Origin of the sequence: Serratia sp. BFP-2025 (genome assembly GCF_050880365.1) — a bacterium.
In the GTDB taxonomy this organism is placed as follows: domain Bacteria; phylum Pseudomonadota; class Gammaproteobacteria; order Enterobacterales; family Enterobacteriaceae; genus Serratia; species Serratia surfactantfaciens.
Map to the genome: position 1 here is coordinate 2,896,341 of NZ_JBPAFV010000001.1, position 17,389 is coordinate 2,913,729.

At 58.1% G+C, this 17,389-nt stretch carries 14 protein-coding genes; 8 read left to right on the forward strand and 6 right to left on the reverse strand.

Going from position 1 to position 17,389, the window contains the following annotated elements:
• Positions 1–67: 67 nt before the first annotated feature.
• Positions 68–610, reverse strand: coding sequence for a replication initiation negative regulator SeqA (seqA, locus tag ACRAWE_RS13895; RefSeq protein ID WP_019454056.1), 543 nt, complete (start codon positions 608–610; stop codon positions 68–70).
• Between the two features lie 224 nt (positions 611–834).
• Here seqA and ybfF point away from each other — a divergent pair, with 224 nt between their 5' ends.
• The 4 genes from ybfF (at position 835) to fur (ending at position 3,731) form a co-directional block, all read left to right on the forward strand.
• Complete coding sequence (gene ybfF, locus ACRAWE_RS13900; protein ID WP_019454057.1) at positions 835–1,608, forward strand: esterase; 774 nt, start codon at positions 835–837, stop codon at positions 1,606–1,608.
• A gap of 256 nt (positions 1,609–1,864) precedes the next feature.
• Positions 1,865–2,152: a LexA regulated protein gene (gene ybfE, locus ACRAWE_RS13905; protein WP_004939936.1), complete on the forward strand. Its 288-nt coding sequence runs from the start codon at positions 1,865–1,867 to the stop codon at positions 2,150–2,152.
• A gap of 264 nt (positions 2,153–2,416) precedes the next feature.
• Complete coding sequence (gene fldA, locus ACRAWE_RS13910; RefSeq protein WP_004939938.1) at positions 2,417–2,956, forward strand: flavodoxin FldA; 540 nt, start codon at positions 2,417–2,419, stop codon at positions 2,954–2,956.
• Between the two features lie 328 nt (positions 2,957–3,284).
• Positions 3,285–3,731, forward strand: coding sequence for a ferric iron uptake transcriptional regulator (fur, locus tag ACRAWE_RS13915; RefSeq protein ID WP_019454058.1), 447 nt, complete (start codon positions 3,285–3,287; stop codon positions 3,729–3,731).
• 248 nt (positions 3,732–3,979) lie between these two features.
• Here fur and ACRAWE_RS13920 read toward each other — a convergent pair whose 3' ends face one another.
• The 5 genes from ACRAWE_RS13920 to nagE all read right to left on the reverse strand — a co-directional run bounded on the left by ACRAWE_RS13920 (position 3,980) and on the right by nagE (position 12,945).
• Positions 3,980–6,637 carry a beta-N-acetylhexosaminidase gene (locus tag ACRAWE_RS13920; RefSeq protein WP_019454059.1) on the reverse strand — a complete coding sequence of 886 codons (2,658 nt, stop codon included), beginning with the start codon at positions 6,635–6,637 and terminating at the stop codon, positions 3,980–3,982.
• A 13-nt stretch (positions 6,638–6,650) separates the two neighbouring features.
• Positions 6,651–6,977, reverse strand: coding sequence for a ChiQ/YbfN family lipoprotein (gene chiQ / locus ACRAWE_RS13925; protein ID WP_004939944.1), 327 nt, complete (start codon positions 6,975–6,977; stop codon positions 6,651–6,653).
• A gap of 46 nt (positions 6,978–7,023) precedes the next feature.
• Positions 7,024–8,427 (reverse strand): chitoporin ChiP, encoded by a 1,404-nt coding sequence (gene chiP, locus ACRAWE_RS13930; protein WP_019454060.1) that lies wholly within the window; start codon positions 8,425–8,427, stop codon positions 7,024–7,026.
• Between the two features lie 576 nt (positions 8,428–9,003).
• Positions 9,004–10,668 carry a glutamine--tRNA ligase gene (gene glnS / locus ACRAWE_RS13935; RefSeq protein ID WP_019454061.1) on the reverse strand — a complete coding sequence of 555 codons (1,665 nt, stop codon included), beginning with the start codon at positions 10,666–10,668 and terminating at the stop codon, positions 9,004–9,006.
• Positions 10,669–10,908: 240 nt separating this feature from the next.
• Positions 10,909–12,945 carry an N-acetylglucosamine-specific PTS transporter subunit IIBC gene (nagE, locus tag ACRAWE_RS13940; protein WP_025160040.1) on the reverse strand — a complete coding sequence of 679 codons (2,037 nt, stop codon included), beginning with the start codon at positions 12,943–12,945 and terminating at the stop codon, positions 10,909–10,911.
• A gap of 334 nt (positions 12,946–13,279) precedes the next feature.
• On the opposite strand from nagE, the gene nagB reads away from it, so the two are divergent.
• The 4 genes from nagB (at position 13,280) to ACRAWE_RS13960 (ending at position 17,306) form a co-directional block, all read left to right on the forward strand.
• Positions 13,280–14,080 carry a glucosamine-6-phosphate deaminase gene (gene nagB, locus ACRAWE_RS13945; RefSeq protein WP_004939952.1) on the forward strand — a complete coding sequence of 267 codons (801 nt, stop codon included), beginning with the start codon at positions 13,280–13,282 and terminating at the stop codon, positions 14,078–14,080.
• An 18-nt stretch (positions 14,081–14,098) separates the two neighbouring features.
• The gene (gene nagA / locus ACRAWE_RS13950; RefSeq protein WP_432525495.1) at positions 14,099–15,238 is read left to right on the forward strand and encodes an N-acetylglucosamine-6-phosphate deacetylase; all 1,140 of its coding nucleotides are present in this window, start codon (positions 14,099–14,101) and stop codon (positions 15,236–15,238) included.
• Between the two features lie 27 nt (positions 15,239–15,265).
• Positions 15,266–16,486: a DNA-binding transcriptional regulator NagC gene (gene nagC / locus ACRAWE_RS13955; protein ID WP_019454064.1), complete on the forward strand. Its 1,221-nt coding sequence runs from the start codon at positions 15,266–15,268 to the stop codon at positions 16,484–16,486.
• A gap of 67 nt (positions 16,487–16,553) precedes the next feature.
• Positions 16,554–17,306 (forward strand): HAD-IIA family hydrolase, encoded by a 753-nt coding sequence (locus tag ACRAWE_RS13960; protein WP_019454065.1) that lies wholly within the window; start codon positions 16,554–16,556, stop codon positions 17,304–17,306.
• The last annotated feature ends 83 nt before the right edge of the window (positions 17,307–17,389 follow it).

Below are 17,389 nucleotides of genomic sequence, written 5' to 3' on the forward strand. Positions count from 1 at the left end.
TCCCTCATCCCTGTCGGTGACCGGGCAATATGTCGCGCACGGCCATCATGACGGGCTGTTCGCTAAATTAGACGGTACCGCAAACTTTCTCGATCAGTTCCGCCGGGAACTGCATGGCCTGCATGATGTGTTCGATCATGCTGCGTTTGCGGCCGGTATTGGTATTGGTGATCACCCAGTAAGGGGTGCCCGGTACATGCTTCGGCTTGGTGTGCGTGCCGTTGGCCAGCAGGGTCTGCTGATCGCCGGCGAAATAGGTGCGGGTACGGCCGGTCAACGCCTCGGTGGCAGCGGCGAAACCGGCGGCATCGAGGGTGTACAGCGTGGACAGCACCAGCATGAAACGGTTGACCGCTTTGTTCTGCTCGGCGTATTCATCCGACAGCAGCAGTTCGCGCATGGCGCGCACGCGATCGCGCGGACGCTGCGCCGGGGCCGCCTTTTCCAGCTCGACGGACTGCGACGCACTGGCGGCAGGCAACGCGCGCACCGGCTGACCGGCGGTGAATTTCAACATGCGGCGTAAAATATCGGACGCGCTTTCACCGATGTGTTGCGTGTGGCTGGCAATATAACGGTAAAGCTCTTCGTCGACTTCAATAGTTTTCATCTTTATCCAATACTGTTTTTTCTACTTAGAACCTGAAGCCAGATCCTGCATTCAAGCCATGGGATTATAAGGTTAAAAGCGCTGGAGCGAACACAACAATGTGCCTCCGGACGGCAAATGCAGACTAATACCTATAGCCGGCACTGCCAAGCCCGCGCCGCGAAAATTCCGCATGATTCATCGTGCGATTCAATCATGATACCCTAATCTGAATCTCTCTCAGTATGAACTTCGCCATGAAATTACATTATCAACTGCTGGCCGCCGAGTCAGATGCGCTGCCGGTGCTGCTGATCCACGGGCTGTTCGGCAATCTGGACAACCTGGGCGTGCTGGCACGCGATCTGCACCAGCAGCACAGCGTGATCAAAGTCGATCTGCGCAACCACGGCCTCTCCCCGCGCGCCGACGACATGAACTACCCCGCCATGGCGCAGGATCTGCTGGCGCTGCTCGACGAACTGCAGCTGGATAAAGCGATCGTCATCGGCCATTCGATGGGCGGTAAAGCGGCGATGGCGCTGACCGCCATCGCGCCGGAGCGCATCGCTAAGCTGATCGTCATCGACGTGGCGCCGGTGGATTACCAGACTCGCCGCCACGATGAGATCTTCGCCGCGCTGAAGGCCGTCAGCGCCGCCGGCATCACCCAACGCCAGGCGGCCGCCCAGCTGATGCGCGACTATCTGCAGGAAGAAGGCGTGATCCAGTTCCTGCTGAAGTCCTTCCACAATGGCGAATGGCGCTTCAACCTGCCGGTGCTGATCGAACGCTACGAAGACATCACCGGCTGGCAGGACGTGCCGGCCTGGCCGCACCCGACGCTGTTCATTCGCGGCGGCCTGTCGCCGTACGTGCAGGACAGCTATCGTGCGGACATCGCCCGCCAGTTCCCGCAGGCCCGCGCCCATGTCGTCGCCGGCACCGGCCATTGGGTGCACGCCGAAAAACCGGACGCGGTGCTGCGCGCCATCCACCGTTTCCTCGACGAAGCCTGAAAAATACGCTCATCTGGCGAAAAAACGCGCTAAAGATAACGGCTTAGCGCGTTTAGCCCGCAGTTAGGCATTGTCGCCGCTCCATCTGCTGGGGTAATATGGCGCGCTATAATTTTGCCGCCGCGCCAGCGCGTTCGCGAACGCCGGTTCGGGGGTGAATTTGGGTTAGGGTTTATTGGCCCGAAGTGTGTTAACCGATGCCTCCGGAAGCGTGCGAGCGCTTTTTGATGCAAACTCCCTTGCAGTACCGCTACCTATGGCAAAAGAACAAACGGATCGCACGACGCTGGATCTGTTCGCAGATGAACGCCGTCCGGGGCGCCCGAAAACCAACCCGCTTTCCCGCGATGAACAGCTTAGAATCAATAAGCGCAATCAGTTACGGCGCGATAAAGTGCGTGGATTGCGGCGCGTAGAGCTGAAAATCAACGCGGATGCGGTGGACGCCCTGAACAAATTGGCGGAACAGCGCAACATTAGCCGCAGCGAACTCATCGAGCAGATGCTGTTGGCGCAACTGGCGGAAGAACAGCCGGAACATTGATCTCTTCGGCCGCACGCGCGGCGCGGCGTTAAGGACAACGCCGGATCGACCACGCTTTTCTTCATTCTCCGGCATCGCATAAATGCGATAAAACCCCGGCGCCACTTTCTGGCATGATACGCATTTACCGGCAAGAGACTGCGCCTGTCGGCGCCCGCCTCCGTGGCGAAAGGCTCTTGTCATGGCATCATTTTAATCGGCGTCAGCGGCGGCAGTGCTGGCATCGAGTAATGCAATTACTTGAATTTAAAGGTTATACGCGATATGGCTACTGTAGGCATTTTCTTTGGCAGCGACACTGGCAATACCGAAAACATTGCCAAAATGATCCAGAAAATTCTCCAGAAACAGTTTGGCGACGACGTCTCTGAAGTACACGACATCGCTAAAAGCAGCAAAGAAGACCTGGAAGGGTTCGATATCCTGCTGCTGGGTATCCCGACCTGGTACTACGGTGAAGCGCAGTGTGACTGGGATGATTTCTTCCCGACGCTGGAAGAAGTCGATTTCAACGGCAAACTGGTGGCGCTGTTCGGCTGCGGCGACCAGGAAGACTACGCGGAATACTTCTGTGACGCGATGGGCACCATCCGCGACATCATTGAACCGCGCGGCGCGGCCATCGTGGGCCACTGGCCGACCAAAGGCTACCACTTCGAGGCCTCCAAAGGCCTGGCGGACGACAACCACTTCATTGGTCTCGCGATCGACGAAGACCGCCAGCCGGAGCTGACCAACGAGCGCGTCGATGCCTGGGTCAAACAGATCGTCGAAGAGCTGAGCCTGGCCGATATCGTCGGCTAACGCCGCAACTGGCGAAAGGTTGAACAAAGGCCCTGTAAAGTGCATAGTGTGCGCACAGGGCCATCATCGGCAGCAGGGATTGCTGCGATAGAAGCTACAGATTTGTAACTTCCCACCCCGTCAAGGTAGACTGAGTTATCGGTTTATCCCACCCATCAAGGCGTTGCATGCAAAACATGCAATAGTGCAATTATATCTTTGTTAACAACCGGCGGTTTCCATTTAGTACAACCGGTTCTATAATGAGACGCATTAACTCTTTGTGCCGACCGATGCCACAGGCGAGTACGCCTCAACTTGATTAGCATAGTAACAGGACTGAATTCGCATGACCGACAACAACATCGCATTGAAGAAGGCCGGCTTAAAAGTCACGCTTCCGCGACTCAAAATCCTGGAAGTACTGCAAAATCCGGAATGCCATCACGTCAGTGCGGAAGATTTGTACAAAAAACTGATTGATATGGGCGAAGAGATCGGCCTGGCAACGGTTTATCGCGTACTGAACCAGTTTGACGATGCGGGCATTGTGACACGTCACAATTTCGAAGGCGGCAAGTCCGTGTTCGAACTGACCCAACAGCATCACCACGATCACCTGATTTGCCTGGACTGCGGCAAAGTGATCGAATTCAGTGACGAATCCATCGAAGTGCGCCAGCGTGATATCGCCAAGCAGCACGGCATCAAGCTCACCAACCACAGCCTGTACCTGTACGGCCATTGTGAAACCGGTGACTGCCGCGAAGACGAAACGCTGCACGACAAGAAATAAGCCTGACTGGCTATGAAAAACCGCCTCACCCTGAGGCGGTTTTTTTATGCTTGCTGAACGGTGAGCAAAAAAATCCCCGGACCAGCCGGGGAAAGATCATGTCATGAAATACTACAATTGCAGCGGCACTGCGACTCCACGTACTGCTCTCACTTTCACGTCCGCTTCACGCCGACACGCGCAGAGGCGGACGCATTCCCCCTTCGTTAAGCGGCCCGCAGCCATGACGACAGGCCGATGCGCCGGGCTTAGACCTTCTCGGCGCGGCTGTAGCGTTTACCGTCCGGACTGACCGAACGCACCTGCACCTCACCCGATACCGCCGGCTTGGCCTTGGCGTCATAACGCTGCCACTGCTTGCCGCCGTCGGTGGAGTACTCGATGCCCAATCCCGGCAGCGCGATATTCGCCTCCAGCTTGCCGCCCGCTACGCGTGCGCCGGGCACCGGCAGACGATAAGCGACGCCACCTTTGTCCAGCTTGGCCAGTTCACGCTGGCCCAGGATATTGGCGAAGCGCAGCCAGTCTTTCTCCAGCGCCTTGGTGTCGACAAAGTGGGTCTCCCCGCCTTTGTATTCGCGGCCGGCGCGATAGTCCTGCTCCCAACCGGCGCGGTGCCAGGCGCGTTCGGCCACCGACAGCGCGCGCGGGAAGATCATGTATTCCATCTGCGGATCGGTGCGCTGGGTTTCGCTCCACAGCTGAGCGGACAACCCGTAGGCTCCCGGCCACGGCTTGTCGCTCTTGGCGTTGAAGTGGTTGCCGTCGCGATCGACCGAGGTTTCCGCGTTCTGCGGCATGTTGTCCGGCGCGAAGCTGAACACCTTGCGCTCGTCGCTGAAGCGAGTGCCCCAGTAGTAACCGCGCTCGTCCGGGTTCACCTCGTAAGGGAAGTCCATGTAGACGTAGTCCGGGTTGGAGACCACCACTTCATACCCTTTATTGGCCCAATCGTTGACGCTGTCGAAACCGCCCCAGTACAAGGTATCCCAGAAGTTGACGCCCACGCGCGAGGTGGCGAACGACTTCGCGCTCTCGGCGTCTTTCAGGCCGTCCTGCCAGGCCTGCATTCTGTCGATGCCGTGCGCCTTCACCAGCTTGCTGACCTCCTGGCCGAAGTAGCTCGGTAAGTGCTCCATGTCGGCCACCTTGCCTTCTTTGATCATCGTCTGGCAAACCTGCGACTTGGCCCACGGCTTGTCTTCGTTGCTCTGGTCGATGACACCTTTACCCGGCTCCGGTTTCGCCTTGTCGGTATAGCCGGCGCCCAGGCGGATGTTTTTCGCCTCGTCGCCGCCGAAGTGCCAGGTTTTGATCGGCTGCCCGGCTTCTTTATGCATCTGGGCGATCTCGCCGATCACCTTGTCGACAAAGCGCTGGGAAGAATCCAGGCACGGGTTCAGGTAACTCTGGCGGTTAAAGAACTGCACGGAGGTGGTATTGGAGGTATCAGTCGGATCCACCAGGCGGAATTCGTTGGCCTCCTGCTCTTTTCCGGCGGCATGCAGCTTTTTATAGCGCGCCTCCATCGACACCACCGCGGCGCGGGCGTGCGCCGGCATGTCGATCTCAGGGATCACTTCAATCTGGCGCGCCTGGGCGTATTTGATGATGTCGATATAGTCCTGACGGCTGAAGAAACCACCGTAGACATCCGGCCCCTGGCCGTACTGCGGCAGCAGGCAGGTGGTTTCGCTCAGATCGTGGCAGCGCTGGCCGCCGACTTCCGTCAGCTCAGGCAAACCGGGGATCTCGATACGCCAACCTTCATCATCGCTCAGGTGGAAGTGGAATTTGTTGAGCTTGTAGGCCGCCATCTGATCCAGCAGACGCAACACCGCATCCTTCTTATGGAAGTTGCGCGCCACGTCGAGGAAAATGCCGCGATACTGGAAGCGCGGCGCGTCGCTGGCGTCCAATGTAGCAATCTTGCCGCTGCCGTCGGTCGGCACTAACGACAGGATCGACTGCAACCCATAGAATACCCCGGCCTGATCGAAGCCGATCACCCGCGCCTCTTTTTTGCCGATCTTCAGCTCATAGGCGCCCGGCACCGCCATCGCGCCTTTAAACTTGCCCGGCTGGATATCGGTCTTGATCGGATAGCCGTTGGCCTGAACCGGCACGCCCAGCAGCGCAAAGCGCTGGTTGACGACGTCCGCCGCCGGCTTGACCAGCGTGCTCAGATCCGGCGAGACCCCTTTGCGCAGATCGGCGTCCTGCGCGTGGACCTTCACCTGCATCGGCGTCGGCACGATCTGGCCGCGCAACGCGCCGGCGGGCAGCGTCTGCAGCTCGGCATTGCTGACAAAGCGCGAAGCCGGCGTCATCAGAATGTTTTTGTCGTCTTTGGTGCGCTTCCACTGATCGCCGGTGAACGGCGCCACGAACTGGTCCAGGTTTTCGGTGTCGGTATTCGCCAGCATTTTCGGTTTGGCGTCGCCGGACGTGGCATACCAGCGCGGCAGGAAGTCATTTCTAAACAGCTGCCAATATTCGGCGACCACCGGGATTTCCACCGCCTTGCCGGCAGGGAAACCGCTGAATTTGGCGGTCGGCTCCAGCTTGTACAGATCGCCGGTGAGGTGGGCTATCTTGAACTGATCGTTATCCACCCGCAGGGTCTGGCGCGGGCTGTGGAAATAGATGACCCAGTCCTTGCCGTCGATAGCCTGGCCGTCGTTGCTGAGGGTGAACAACACCCGGTTGCAAGAGGCCCAGTCGGCGCCCAGCGCCGCGCAATCCACGCCGTTTTCGCCGGCGCGGTTATCCAGCATTTTCACGTTCAGCTTCAGCTGGCTCAGTTGATCCACCAGCTGTTGATCGGCCATGGCGTTTCCCATGCCGCCCAGGAATCCCATCGTTGCCGTCAAGGCGGCAAGCGCGCTCAGTTTGAATGCGTTCATGTTCTCGTCCTTCTTAATTATTGTTATCGCGAATTTCTTGCCACAGCTTGCCGCACTTGGCGTCGTAAGCCTGACCGTTACCGCTGTGCACCGCCATAATGCAGTTCTGATAATCCATCACCCGCACCGTTTCCTGCGCGGCGAACTGCTGGTGCTGCTTCTCTTGTTTCAACACGTTCAGCACCGCCTTGCAGGGCTGCAGACGCTCCGGCGAACCTTCGGCGGTGTTGATGCAGGCGCTGTAAGCCTGCTTCAATTTGGCGTCTTCCGGCGGCGCGGCGGGTTGCGCGCAGGCGCTCAAGGCCGCGGCGGCCGCCAACATCAGCATGATTTTTTTCATCGTTGAATTCCCTTAACTGCCCCCGGCCGCAAGGCCGGGGAACGCATCAGAAGATGGTGAATGGCGCGATGACCATGAACTTGACGTCTTTCTCGTCCTGGAAGATGTTGCCGTAACCGCCGCCCCAGCTCGGGATGTTGGTGTGGTTGTCATACTGGGTGTAGTGCAGCTTGATCAGCGTGCCCTTGGCGCGCCCTTCCTGGATGGTGTACATCGCGTCCAGGCTCCAGGCGCTCTCTTTCAGGCGCTGGCTCTGATCGTAGATCGGGTTGGTGCTCGGCTTGGCGTCCCAGGCGTAGACATAAGAGCCGCCGACCGCCATGCCCGGCAGGTTCCAGTTGCTGAGGTCATACATCACGCCGGCGTACACCGCTTTCTCGCCGTTGGCGTTAAAGTCGGAGCGGTTGTCCCACCACACGTCCAGCCGACCGTTAGACGAGGCGTAGGTCGGGGTCATGCGCTGCAGGAAGAAGCCCTGATTGCCTTCCGCCTTGACCATGGTGCCTTCCAGACGCCAGTTGAACTGACCGGTGGTGTAACCGAAGGTCAGGGCCTGCAGCCAGGCCAGGCCGTCGTAGATGCTGTTCGGATCGTTCTTGTTGCTGATGCGGTCTTCCGCACCGTAGAACTGGTAACTGGTAGTCAGCGGGTTGCCCAGCACATCGAATTTGTAAGACGCCTTGGTGAAGTACTGATTCACGTAACCCTGGGCCTGGCCGAAAGCGGCTTCCAGCACCAGATCGTTTTTGAAATCGTACTTGGCGCCCAGCGAGTGCAGGTAAGAGACGCGGGTTTTCTTATCGTTCTGACGGAAATCGTCCATCTCGATATGCCACGGCGCTTTGTATTTGTCGGTCCACATGTAGGAGAAGCTCAACGCGCCGGCATCGCCGTAGTCGAACTTGGCGCCGGCCTCGGCGCCCTGATAGGTGCCCGGCATAAAGCTCCAGTGCGGTGCCAGCAGGGTTTGGCCGCTCGGCTGAATGTAGCCGGCGCGCGCCCAGACCGGGCCGTATTTGAACTTGGCGGCGGCTTTGTACAGGCTGACGCCGCCTTTGTCGCCGGAGTAGTCTTCGTCGTAGGTACGGTTCTTCGAGGAGAACGCGATCTCGTTCGGGTGGCCGCTGGCGCTGGATTCAGCCAGTTCGATGGCGGTGAAGGCGCCGACATCCAGGCCGAACATGTCCCAGGCGTAGCCCGAGGCGAAATCCAGGCTCAGGTTGGCGGTAGAGTGCGACAGATTGGTGGTGTATTGGTTGTAATCCTTGCTGTCCGGATTGAGATCTTTACGGTCGCGCTCACGTTGCCAGTAATAGATGCCGCCGGTCAGCGTGGAATCATCGATAAACCCTGCGGCTTTCGCCTCAGGCGCCATGGCAAACCCTGTTCCCAACAGCGCGCCCGCGACTGCGAGCGCTAGCGTTTTACGCTGAGCACCGTGCGTACCCATATTGAAATTCCTCTTTGACTTAACTTAAAAGTTGCAGCCGCCTGTGTTCACCACTGCCCTGCACGACTGCCAATAAAAAACCCGAACGGGTAAAAAATATTGCCGACGAGATGTTATTCCCACAGCACTAATTGCTACAGACAGACTATTTTTCGCGACGCGAATTATCAAATGAAAAATGCGGAAGATTTGTCAAAGTATGACAAGGAGCACATATCAGTGATAATTTGTTACGCCAGTGATCATGGAGGGTGTCGAATAAAAAATTCAATTAAATCAGAATAAACACAGATATAAGGTCAACCAGAGACGATTAATGGTTTCAGCCTGAGCTAATTCGTCAGTCAGAAGATAAAATCTGAGAGCGCTCTCTAAATGAAATTAATTCGCATCACGAATATATAAGAAAAAGTTAATACTATTAAGGCCAATATCAAGAAGCTTATTGGTTAACGCGCCGTAATTAATTTAGCGCCCGCTAGAAAATGGGAGAGGAATGGGTTGTTTGCTCAATCGCAGGCATAAAAAAGCGCGGCCTAAGCCGCGCTGATACATTAATTTTCGAGGCGATTAAGATTAGCCTTCGATTTTCGCCCAGGTGTCACGCAGGCCGACAGTGCGGTTAAACACCAAATGTTCGGCCGAAGAGTAACGGCTGTCGGCGCAGAAGTAGCCTTCACGTTCGAACTGATAGGCCTTCTCCGGCTGTGCGGCCGCCAGGCTCGGCTCGACGAAGCCGTGCTTGATCACCAGCGATTCCGGGTTGATGGTGGAGAGGAAATCCTCCGCCGCGCCCGGGTTAGGCACGCTGAACAGGCGATCGTACAGGCGAATTTCCGCCGGCAGCGCGTGCGCCGCAGACACCCAGTGGATCACGCCCTTCACCTTGCGGCCGTCGGCAGGATCCTTGCTCAGCGTTTCCGCATCGTAGCTGCAGAAGATGGTGGTGATCTCGCCCGCTTCGTCTTTCTCGACGCGCTCGGCCTTGATCACGTACGCATTGCGCAGACGCACTTCCTTGCCCAACACCAGACGCTTGTACTGCTTGTTGGCTTCTTCGCGGAAGTCGGCGCGATCGATATAGATCTCGCGGCTGAACGGCACATCACGGCTGCCCATTTCCGGCTTGTTCGGATGGTTTGGCATGGTGACCATTTCCACCGCGTCGCCCATGTTCTCGATAACGATTTTCACCGGATCCAGCACCGCCATGGCGCGCGGCGCGTTTTCGTTCAGATCGTCGCGAATGCAGGATTCCAGCGCCATCATTTCAACGTTGTTGTCTTGCTTGGTCACGCCGATGCGCAGGCAGAACTCGCGAATCGAAGCGGCGGTATAACCGCGACGACGCAGCCCGGAAACGGTCGGCATGCGCGGGTCATCCCAGCCTTCGACGATCTTCTCGGCCACCAGCTGGTGCAGCTTGCGCTTCGACATGATGGCGTATTCGAGGTTCAGACGCGAAAACTCGTACTGACGCGGGTGGCAAGGAATGGTGATGTTATCCAGCACCCAGTCATACAGACGGCGGTTATCCTGGAATTCCAGGGTGCACAGCGAATGGGTGATCCCTTCCAGCGCATCGGAAATGCAGTGGGTGAAATCGTACATCGGGTAGATGCACCATTTGTTGCCGGTCTGGTGGTGTTCGGCGAACTTGATGCGGTACAGCACCGGATCGCGCATCACGATAAACGGCGAAGCCATATCGATCTTGGCGCGCAGGCAGGCGGCGCCCTCGGCGAACTCGCCGTTGCGCATCTTCTCGAACAGCGCCAGGTTCTCTTCCACGCTGCGGCCGCGGTACGGGCTGTCTTTGCCCGGCGCGGTCAGGGTGCCGCGATATTCACGGATCTGCTCAGGCGACAGTTCGTCGACGTAAGCCAGACCCTTGGTGATCAGCTCAACCGCATATTGATGCAGCTGATCGAAATAGTCTGAGGAGTAACGAACGTTGCCGCTCCACTCAAAGCCCAGCCACTCCACGTCATGCTTGATTGACTCCACGAACTCGATGTCTTCTTTCACCGGGTTGGTGTCATCGAAGCGAAGATTGCACTGGCCCTGATAGTCCTTGGCGATGCCGAAGTTCAGGCAGATGGACTTGGCGTGACCGATATGCAGGTAGCCGTTAGGCTCCGGCGGGAAGCGGGTATGAACCGACGTGTGTTTCCCCGACGCCAGATCTTCATCGACGATCTGACGGATAAAATTGGTTGGGCGGGCTTCAGCCTCACTCATTTCACTGTTCCTCAATGCAAAGCGCTACACATAACCGCCTATGATCCAACAAGCCACGTCTGGAAACAACCGTTTGTTTCACGAAAAATGCGGCGCATTGCACCATCGACGCGCAGCGCACCGTCGTGGGGCGAAACGGGATAAAAAAAGCGGGAAGAGATCGCTCTCTTCCCGCCAAGTCGGGGCAAACTCCGCCATGATGCGTGACCGGCCCCAGGTACTACTCAGGTAAAAACAGCCTTATTTCTGGATCTCGTACAGCTTGGTCTGACCGGCGACCACCGAGCCGCTGGCCAGTGCCGCCAGGCCGGCGTAGTCGTCAGAGTTGCTGACCACCACCGGGCTTATCATCGAACGTGCGTTGGCGTTCAGATAATCCAGATCCAGTTCCAGAATCGGTTGACCGGCTTTCACTTCCGCGCCCTCTTCCACCAAGCGTTTGAAGCCCTGTCCTTCCAGCGCGACGGTGTCGATCCCCATGTGCACCACGATCTCGGCGCCCTTGTCGGTTTCCAGGCAGAATGCGTGGTTGGTGTTGAAGATTTTCACCACGGTGCCGTCAGCTGGCGCCACGACGATGCTATCGGTCGGGCGAATTGCCAGGCCGTCGCCCACCGCCTTGCTGGCGAAGGCTTCGTCCGGCACCTGATCGAGCGCCACCACTTCACCGGTTACCGGTGCCACCAGCGTTTCAAACGCGGCTTTCGGCGCGTTCGGCACCGCCTGCGGTTTGGCTTCCGCTGCAGGCGCAGCCGCCGGAGCCGCCGCTGCCGCTACCGGGCCGGCCGCGATCACGTTGCGCATCGCGCTGGCGATAAGTTCGGCACGAGTGCCGACGATCACTTGCACGCTTTGCTTGTTCAGGCGGATAACGCCCGATGCGCCGAGGCGTTTCGCCAATGCGTCATTCACCAGCGCGGAGTCTTTCACGTTCAGGCGCAGACGGGTGATGCAGGCATCGATGCCGGTCAGGTTGTCGGAACCGCCGATCGCGCCGACGTAACGGCGAGCGAGCGTGGTGGTTTCGTTCTCGTCTTTACCGGCGTTGCTGTCGACGTTGACGTCGTAGCCGTCGGTTTCGTCACCGGCAACCGCCAGTTCGCGGCCCGGGGTCATCAGGTTGAACTTATTGATGGTGAAGCGGAACACCACATAGTAGATAACGAAGAACACCAGGCCTTGCGGGATCAGCATGTACCAGTGGGTCGCCAGCGGGTTGCGGGACGACAACACCATATCCACCAGCCCGGCGCTGAAGCCGAAACCGGCGATCCAGTGCATGCTGGCAGCGATGAACACCGAGATACCGGTCAGCACGGCGTGGATTACATACAGCACCGGCGCCACGAACATGAAGGAGAATTCCAGCGGTTCGGTGATACCGGTAAAGAAGGCGGCGAAAGCGGCCGCCAGCATGATGCCCGCCACTTTGGCTTTGTTCTCAGGACGCGCGCAGTGATAAATGGCCAGCGCCGCACCCGGCAGACCGAACATCATGATTGGGAAGAAGCCCGCCTGATAACGGCCGGTGATGCCGACAACCGCTTTACCGGCTTCGATCGACTGCTGGCCGCCGAGGAAGTTAGGGATATCGTTGATGCCGGCCACGTCGAACCAGAACACCGAGTTCAGCGCGTGGTGCAGGCCAACCGGAATCAGCAGGCGGTTGAAGAAGGCATAGATGCCCGCGCCGACCGAGCCCATTTTCTGGATGTGTTCACCGAAGTTCACCAGACCGTTGAAGATCACCGGCCAGATGTACATCAGAATGAAAGCGACCAGGATCATCAGGAAGGAGATGAGGATCGGCACCAGGCGGCGGCCGCTGAAGAACGACAGCGCCTTAGGCAGCTCGACGCCGCTGAAGCGGTTGTACACTTCGGCGGAGATGATACCCACCAGAATACCGACGAACTGGTTCTGGATTTTGCCGAACGCGGCAGGCACCTGATCCAGCGGGATCTTCTGAATCATCGACACGGCGGCCGGTGAACAGAGGGTGGTCAGCACCAGGAAGCCGACGAAGCCGGTCAACGCGGCGGCGCCGTCCTTGTCTTTGGACATGCCGTAGGCCACGCCGATAGCGAACAGCACCGACATGTTGTCGATGATAGCGGAGCCGGATTTAATGAAGAAAGCGGCGAGCGCGTTGTCGCCGCCCCAACCAACAGGGTCAATCCAGTACCCGACGCCCATCAAGATGGCGGCGGCGGGCAGCGTGGCGACCGGCACCATCAGCGCCCGTCCCACCTTTTGCAAATAACTAAGAATGTTCACCTTTTCCCCCTATGTTGTCCGCGGACGGACCCTATTAGTAGTTTATTTGGAGCTCTCACTACCTTTTTAGAAACAACGCATGGCACGTATCACTCATGCCGAGTGTAAAAAATTTATTTTGTATCGCAAATTAAAACCTCCCTTTTTGTGATAAATATCACCAAAAAGTAGTCTTTACCTCCCAGATTGCTGGCCATCACACAAAACTTATTTTATCATTCAAAAAATCAACCGGACGGACGATTCACGCGAGAATCATAAAGCTGGGTTACGCTTACGACTCCCGCAGGCCCGTACAGTATAGCTTTAGTTTACTTATCCCAAGAGGTGTTAGATGAGACTTATCCCACTGAAAGATACCGCACAAGTCGGCAAATGGGCCGCGCGTCATATCGTTCAACGCATCAACGCATTCAAGCCAACCGCAGAGCGCCCGTTTGTGCTCGGCCTGCCTACCGGAGGCACGCCGCTGGAAGCCTACAAACATCTGATTGCGATGCACAAAGCAGGTGAAGTAAGCTTTAAGCATGTTGTGACTTTCAACATGGACGAGTACGTTGGCCTGCCGCAGGAACACCCGGAAAGCTATCACACCTTCATGTACCGCAACTTCTTTGACCACGTTGATATTCCTCGTGAAAACATCAACCTGCTGAACGGCAACGCCGCGGATGTCGACGCCGAGTGCCGCCAGTACGAAGAGAAGATCAAGTCTTACGGCAAAATTAACCTGTTCATGGGCGGCGTGGGCATCGACGGCCACATCGCGTTCAACGAACCGGCTTCGTCCCTGGCTTCGCGCACCCGCATCAAAACGCTGACCGAAGACACCCGCATCGCCAACTCGCGCTTCTTCGGCGGCGACGTCAGCCTGGTGCCGAAATATGCGCTGACCGTCGGCGTGGGCACGCTGCTGGACGCGGAAGAAGTGATGATCCTGGTGACCGGCCACGCCAAGGCGCAGGCGCTGGAAGCCGCAGTGGAAGGCAACATCAACCACATGTGGACCATCAGCTGCCTGCAGCTGCACGCCAAAGCAGTGGTGGTGTGCGACGAACCGGCCACCATGGAGCTGAAAGTCAAAACCGTCAAATACTTCCGCGAGTTAGAAGCGGAAAGCGTTAAAAGTCTTTAATCTTTGCAGGGGGCTACGATGTTCGCTTTAACCCACGGCCGAATCTATACCGGCCACGACGTACTTGATGACCATGCAGTCATTATCGCTGATGGGCTGATCGAGAGAGTCTGCCCGGCGGCTGAATTGCCCGCCGGCATCGAAACGCGCGACCTGGGTGGCGCCATCCTGGCCCCCGGGCTTATCGACGTGCAGCTGAACGGCTGCGGCGGCGTACAGTTCAACGATTCGCTGGAAGCGATTTCGGAGGAAACGCTGGAGATCATGCAGCGCGCCAACGAGAAATCCGGCTGCACCAGCTATCTGCCGACGCTGATCACCAGCAGCGACGAATTCATGAAGCACAGCGTCGACGTGATGCGCGCTTATCTGAAAAAGCACCAAAACCAGGCGCTGGGCCTGCACCTGGAAGGGCCGTATCTCAGCCCGGTGAAAAAAGGCACCCATAACCCGGCGTTCATTCGCAAGCCAACTCAGGAAATGATCGATTACCTGTGTGCCAACGCCGACGTGATCACCAAGGTGACGCTGGCGCCGGAAATTGTTGAGCCGCACTTTATCAAGCAGCTGACCGAGGCCGGCATCGTGGTCTCCGCCGGCCACTCTAACGCCACCTACGATCAGGCGCGCACCGGCTTCGCCGCCGGCATCAGCTTCGCCACCCACCTGTACAACGCCATGCCGTATATCACCGGCCGCGAACCGGGGCTGATGGGCGCGATCTTCGATACGCCGGAGGTCTATACCGGCATCATCGCCGACGGCCATCACGTGGCTTGGGCGAGTATCCGTAACGCCAAACGCCTGAAAGGTGATAAATTGGTGCTGGTCACCGACGCGACCGCGCCGGCGGGTGCAGATATTGACCAATTTATTTTCGCCGGTAAAACAATATACTATCGGGACGGGCTGTGCGTGGATGAGAACGGTACCCTGAGCGGTTCCGCACTGACCATGATCGAAGCGGTGCAAAACAGCGTCGAGCATATCGGCATCGCGCTGGACGAAGCGCTGCGCATGGCGACGCTGTACCCGGCGCGCGCCATCGGCGTCGAGCACCGTCTGGGCACCATCGAAGCCGGCAAGGTGGCTAACCTGACCGCCTTCACCCGTGATTTCAAGATCACCAAAACGCTCGTTAACGGTAACGAGGTTTAATTCAATGAACAGCGAGTAACATTATTGATGAGCACTGGCGGACAAGCACAAATAGGGAACGTTGACTTAGTCAAACAACTTAACGGCGCGGCAGTTTACCGCCTGATCGACCAGCAGGGTCCGATCTCGCGCATTCAAATTGCCGAACTCAGCCAGCTTGCCCCCGCCAGCGTCACCAAAATTACTCGCCAGCTGCTGGAGCGCGGGCTGATCAAAGAAGTCGATCAGCAAGCCTCCACCGGCGGCCGCCGCGCGATCTCCATCGTGTCGGAAACCCGTCATTTCCATACCGTCGCGGTGCGTCTCGGCCGTCACGATGCCACCATCACCCTGTATGACATGAGCGGTAAATCGCTCAGCGAAGAACACTATCCGCTGCCGGAACGCACCCAGGAAACGCTGGAGAATGCGCTGTTCGCTGCCATCGCCCAATTCATCGACGCTAACCAGCGCCGCCTGCGCGAGCTGATCGCCATCGCGGTGATCCTGCCTGGCCTGGTGGATCCGGCGCTGGGCGTGGTGCGCTACATGCCGCACATCAGCGTCAGCAACTGGGCGCTGGTGGATAATCTGCAGCAGCGCTTCAACGTCACCAGCTTCGTCGGCCACGACATCCGCAGCCTGGCGCTGGCGGAGCACTACTTCGGTGCCACCCGCGACTGCGAAGACTCGATTCTGGTGCGCCTGCACCGCGGCACCGGCGCCGGCATCATCGTCAACGGGCAGATTTTTCTCGGCAACAACGGCAACGTCGGCGAGATCGGCCATATCCAAATCGATCCGCTGGGTGAACGCTGCCACTGCGGCAACTTCGGCTGCCTGGAAACGGTGGCCGCCAACGCGGCGATCGAACAGCGCGTGCGCCAGCTGCTGAGCCAGGGCTACCCGAGCAAACTGACGCTGGAAGACTGCGGCATCAATGCCATCTGCAAGGCCGCCAACCGCGGCGATCTGCTGGCCAGCGAAGTGATCGAGCACGTCGGCCGCTATCTGGGCAAGGCGGTGGCCATCGCCATCAACCTGTTCAATCCGCAGAAGGTGGTGATCGCCGGTGAGATCACCGAAGCGGACAAGGTGCTGCTGCCGGCCATCCAGAGCTGCATCAATACCCAGGTGCTGAAGGACTTCCGCAAAAACTTGCCGGTCGTGACCTCCGAACTCAATCATCGCTCGGCGATCGGCGCTTTCGCCCTGGCCAAACGCGCGATGCTCAACGGCGTGCTCTTGCAGCGATTGCTGGAAAGCTGATCCGCCGCTTCTGGCAGGTGTGTTATCGTCACCCCTTGCCTGCCGTAATCATGAGAAACAGCGACAAATGAAAATCAAAAACGTTATATGCGATATCGACGGCGTGCTGCTGCATGACAATACGCCGGTACCCGGCGCCGACCTGTTCCTGGCGCGCATCCAGGAACAAGGCATGCCGCTGGTGGTGCTGACCAACTATCCGTCGCAAACCGCGCAGGATCTGGCGAACCGCTTCGCCTCCGCCGGGCTGGAAGTGCCGGAGAGCGCGTTCTACACCTCGGCGATGGCCACCGCCGATTTCCTGCGCCGTCAGGAAGGCAAAAAGGCCTACGTGGTCGGCGAAGGCGCCCTGATCCATGAGCTGTACAAAGCCGGCTTCACCATCACCGATATCAACCCGGACTTCGTGATCGTCGGGGAAACCCGCTCTTACAACTGGGAAATGATGCACAAAGCCGCCTACTTCGTCAGCAACGGCGCGCGCTTTATCGCCACCAACCCGGATAGCCATGGCCACGGCTTCTCGCCGGCCTGCGGCGCGCTGTGCGCCCCCATCGAGAAGATCACCGGCCGTAAACCGTTTTACGTCGGCAAGCCCAGCCCGTGGATCATTCGCGCCGCATTGAACAAAATGCAGGCGCACTCGGAAGAGACGGTGATCGTCGGCGACAACCTGCGCACCGATATTCTGGCAGGCTTCCAGGCCGGCCTGGAAACCGTGCTGGTGTTGTCCGGCGTCTCCACGCTGAGCGACATCGAAACCATGCCGTTCCGCCCGAGCTACGTCTACCCTTCCGTCGCCGATATTACCCTTTTCTGATACGGCTATGGCGGCTGCCCGGCCGCCATTATTTCCCTCTCTTTATCGCCAGCGTGAATTTAATTCGCGCATGACCGTAAAAG

Coding starts and splice junctions, on each gene's coding strand:
- seqA (WP_019454056.1), bottom strand. CDS start 610: ATGAAAACTATTGAAGTCGACGAAGAGCTTTACCGTTATATTGCCAGC.
- ybfF (WP_019454057.1), top strand. CDS start 835: ATGAACTTCGCCATGAAATTACATTATCAACTGCTGGCCGCCGAGTCA.
- ybfE (WP_004939936.1), top strand. CDS start 1,865: ATGGCAAAAGAACAAACGGATCGCACGACGCTGGATCTGTTCGCAGAT.
- fldA (WP_004939938.1), top strand. CDS start 2,417: ATGGCTACTGTAGGCATTTTCTTTGGCAGCGACACTGGCAATACCGAA.
- fur (WP_019454058.1), top strand. CDS start 3,285: ATGACCGACAACAACATCGCATTGAAGAAGGCCGGCTTAAAAGTCACG.
- ACRAWE_RS13920 (WP_019454059.1), bottom strand. CDS start 6,637: ATGAACGCATTCAAACTGAGCGCGCTTGCCGCCTTGACGGCAACGATG.
- chiQ (WP_004939944.1), bottom strand. CDS start 6,977: ATGAAAAAAATCATGCTGATGTTGGCGGCCGCCGCGGCCTTGAGCGCC.
- chiP (WP_019454060.1), bottom strand. CDS start 8,427: ATGGGTACGCACGGTGCTCAGCGTAAAACGCTAGCGCTCGCAGTCGCG.
- glnS (WP_019454061.1), bottom strand. CDS start 10,668: ATGAGTGAGGCTGAAGCCCGCCCAACCAATTTTATCCGTCAGATCGTC.
- nagB (WP_004939952.1), top strand. CDS start 13,280: ATGAGACTTATCCCACTGAAAGATACCGCACAAGTCGGCAAATGGGCC.
- nagA (WP_432525495.1), top strand. CDS start 14,099: ATGTTCGCTTTAACCCACGGCCGAATCTATACCGGCCACGACGTACTT.
- nagC (WP_019454064.1), top strand. CDS start 15,266: ATGAGCACTGGCGGACAAGCACAAATAGGGAACGTTGACTTAGTCAAA.
- ACRAWE_RS13960 (WP_019454065.1), top strand. CDS start 16,554: ATGAAAATCAAAAACGTTATATGCGATATCGACGGCGTGCTGCTGCAT.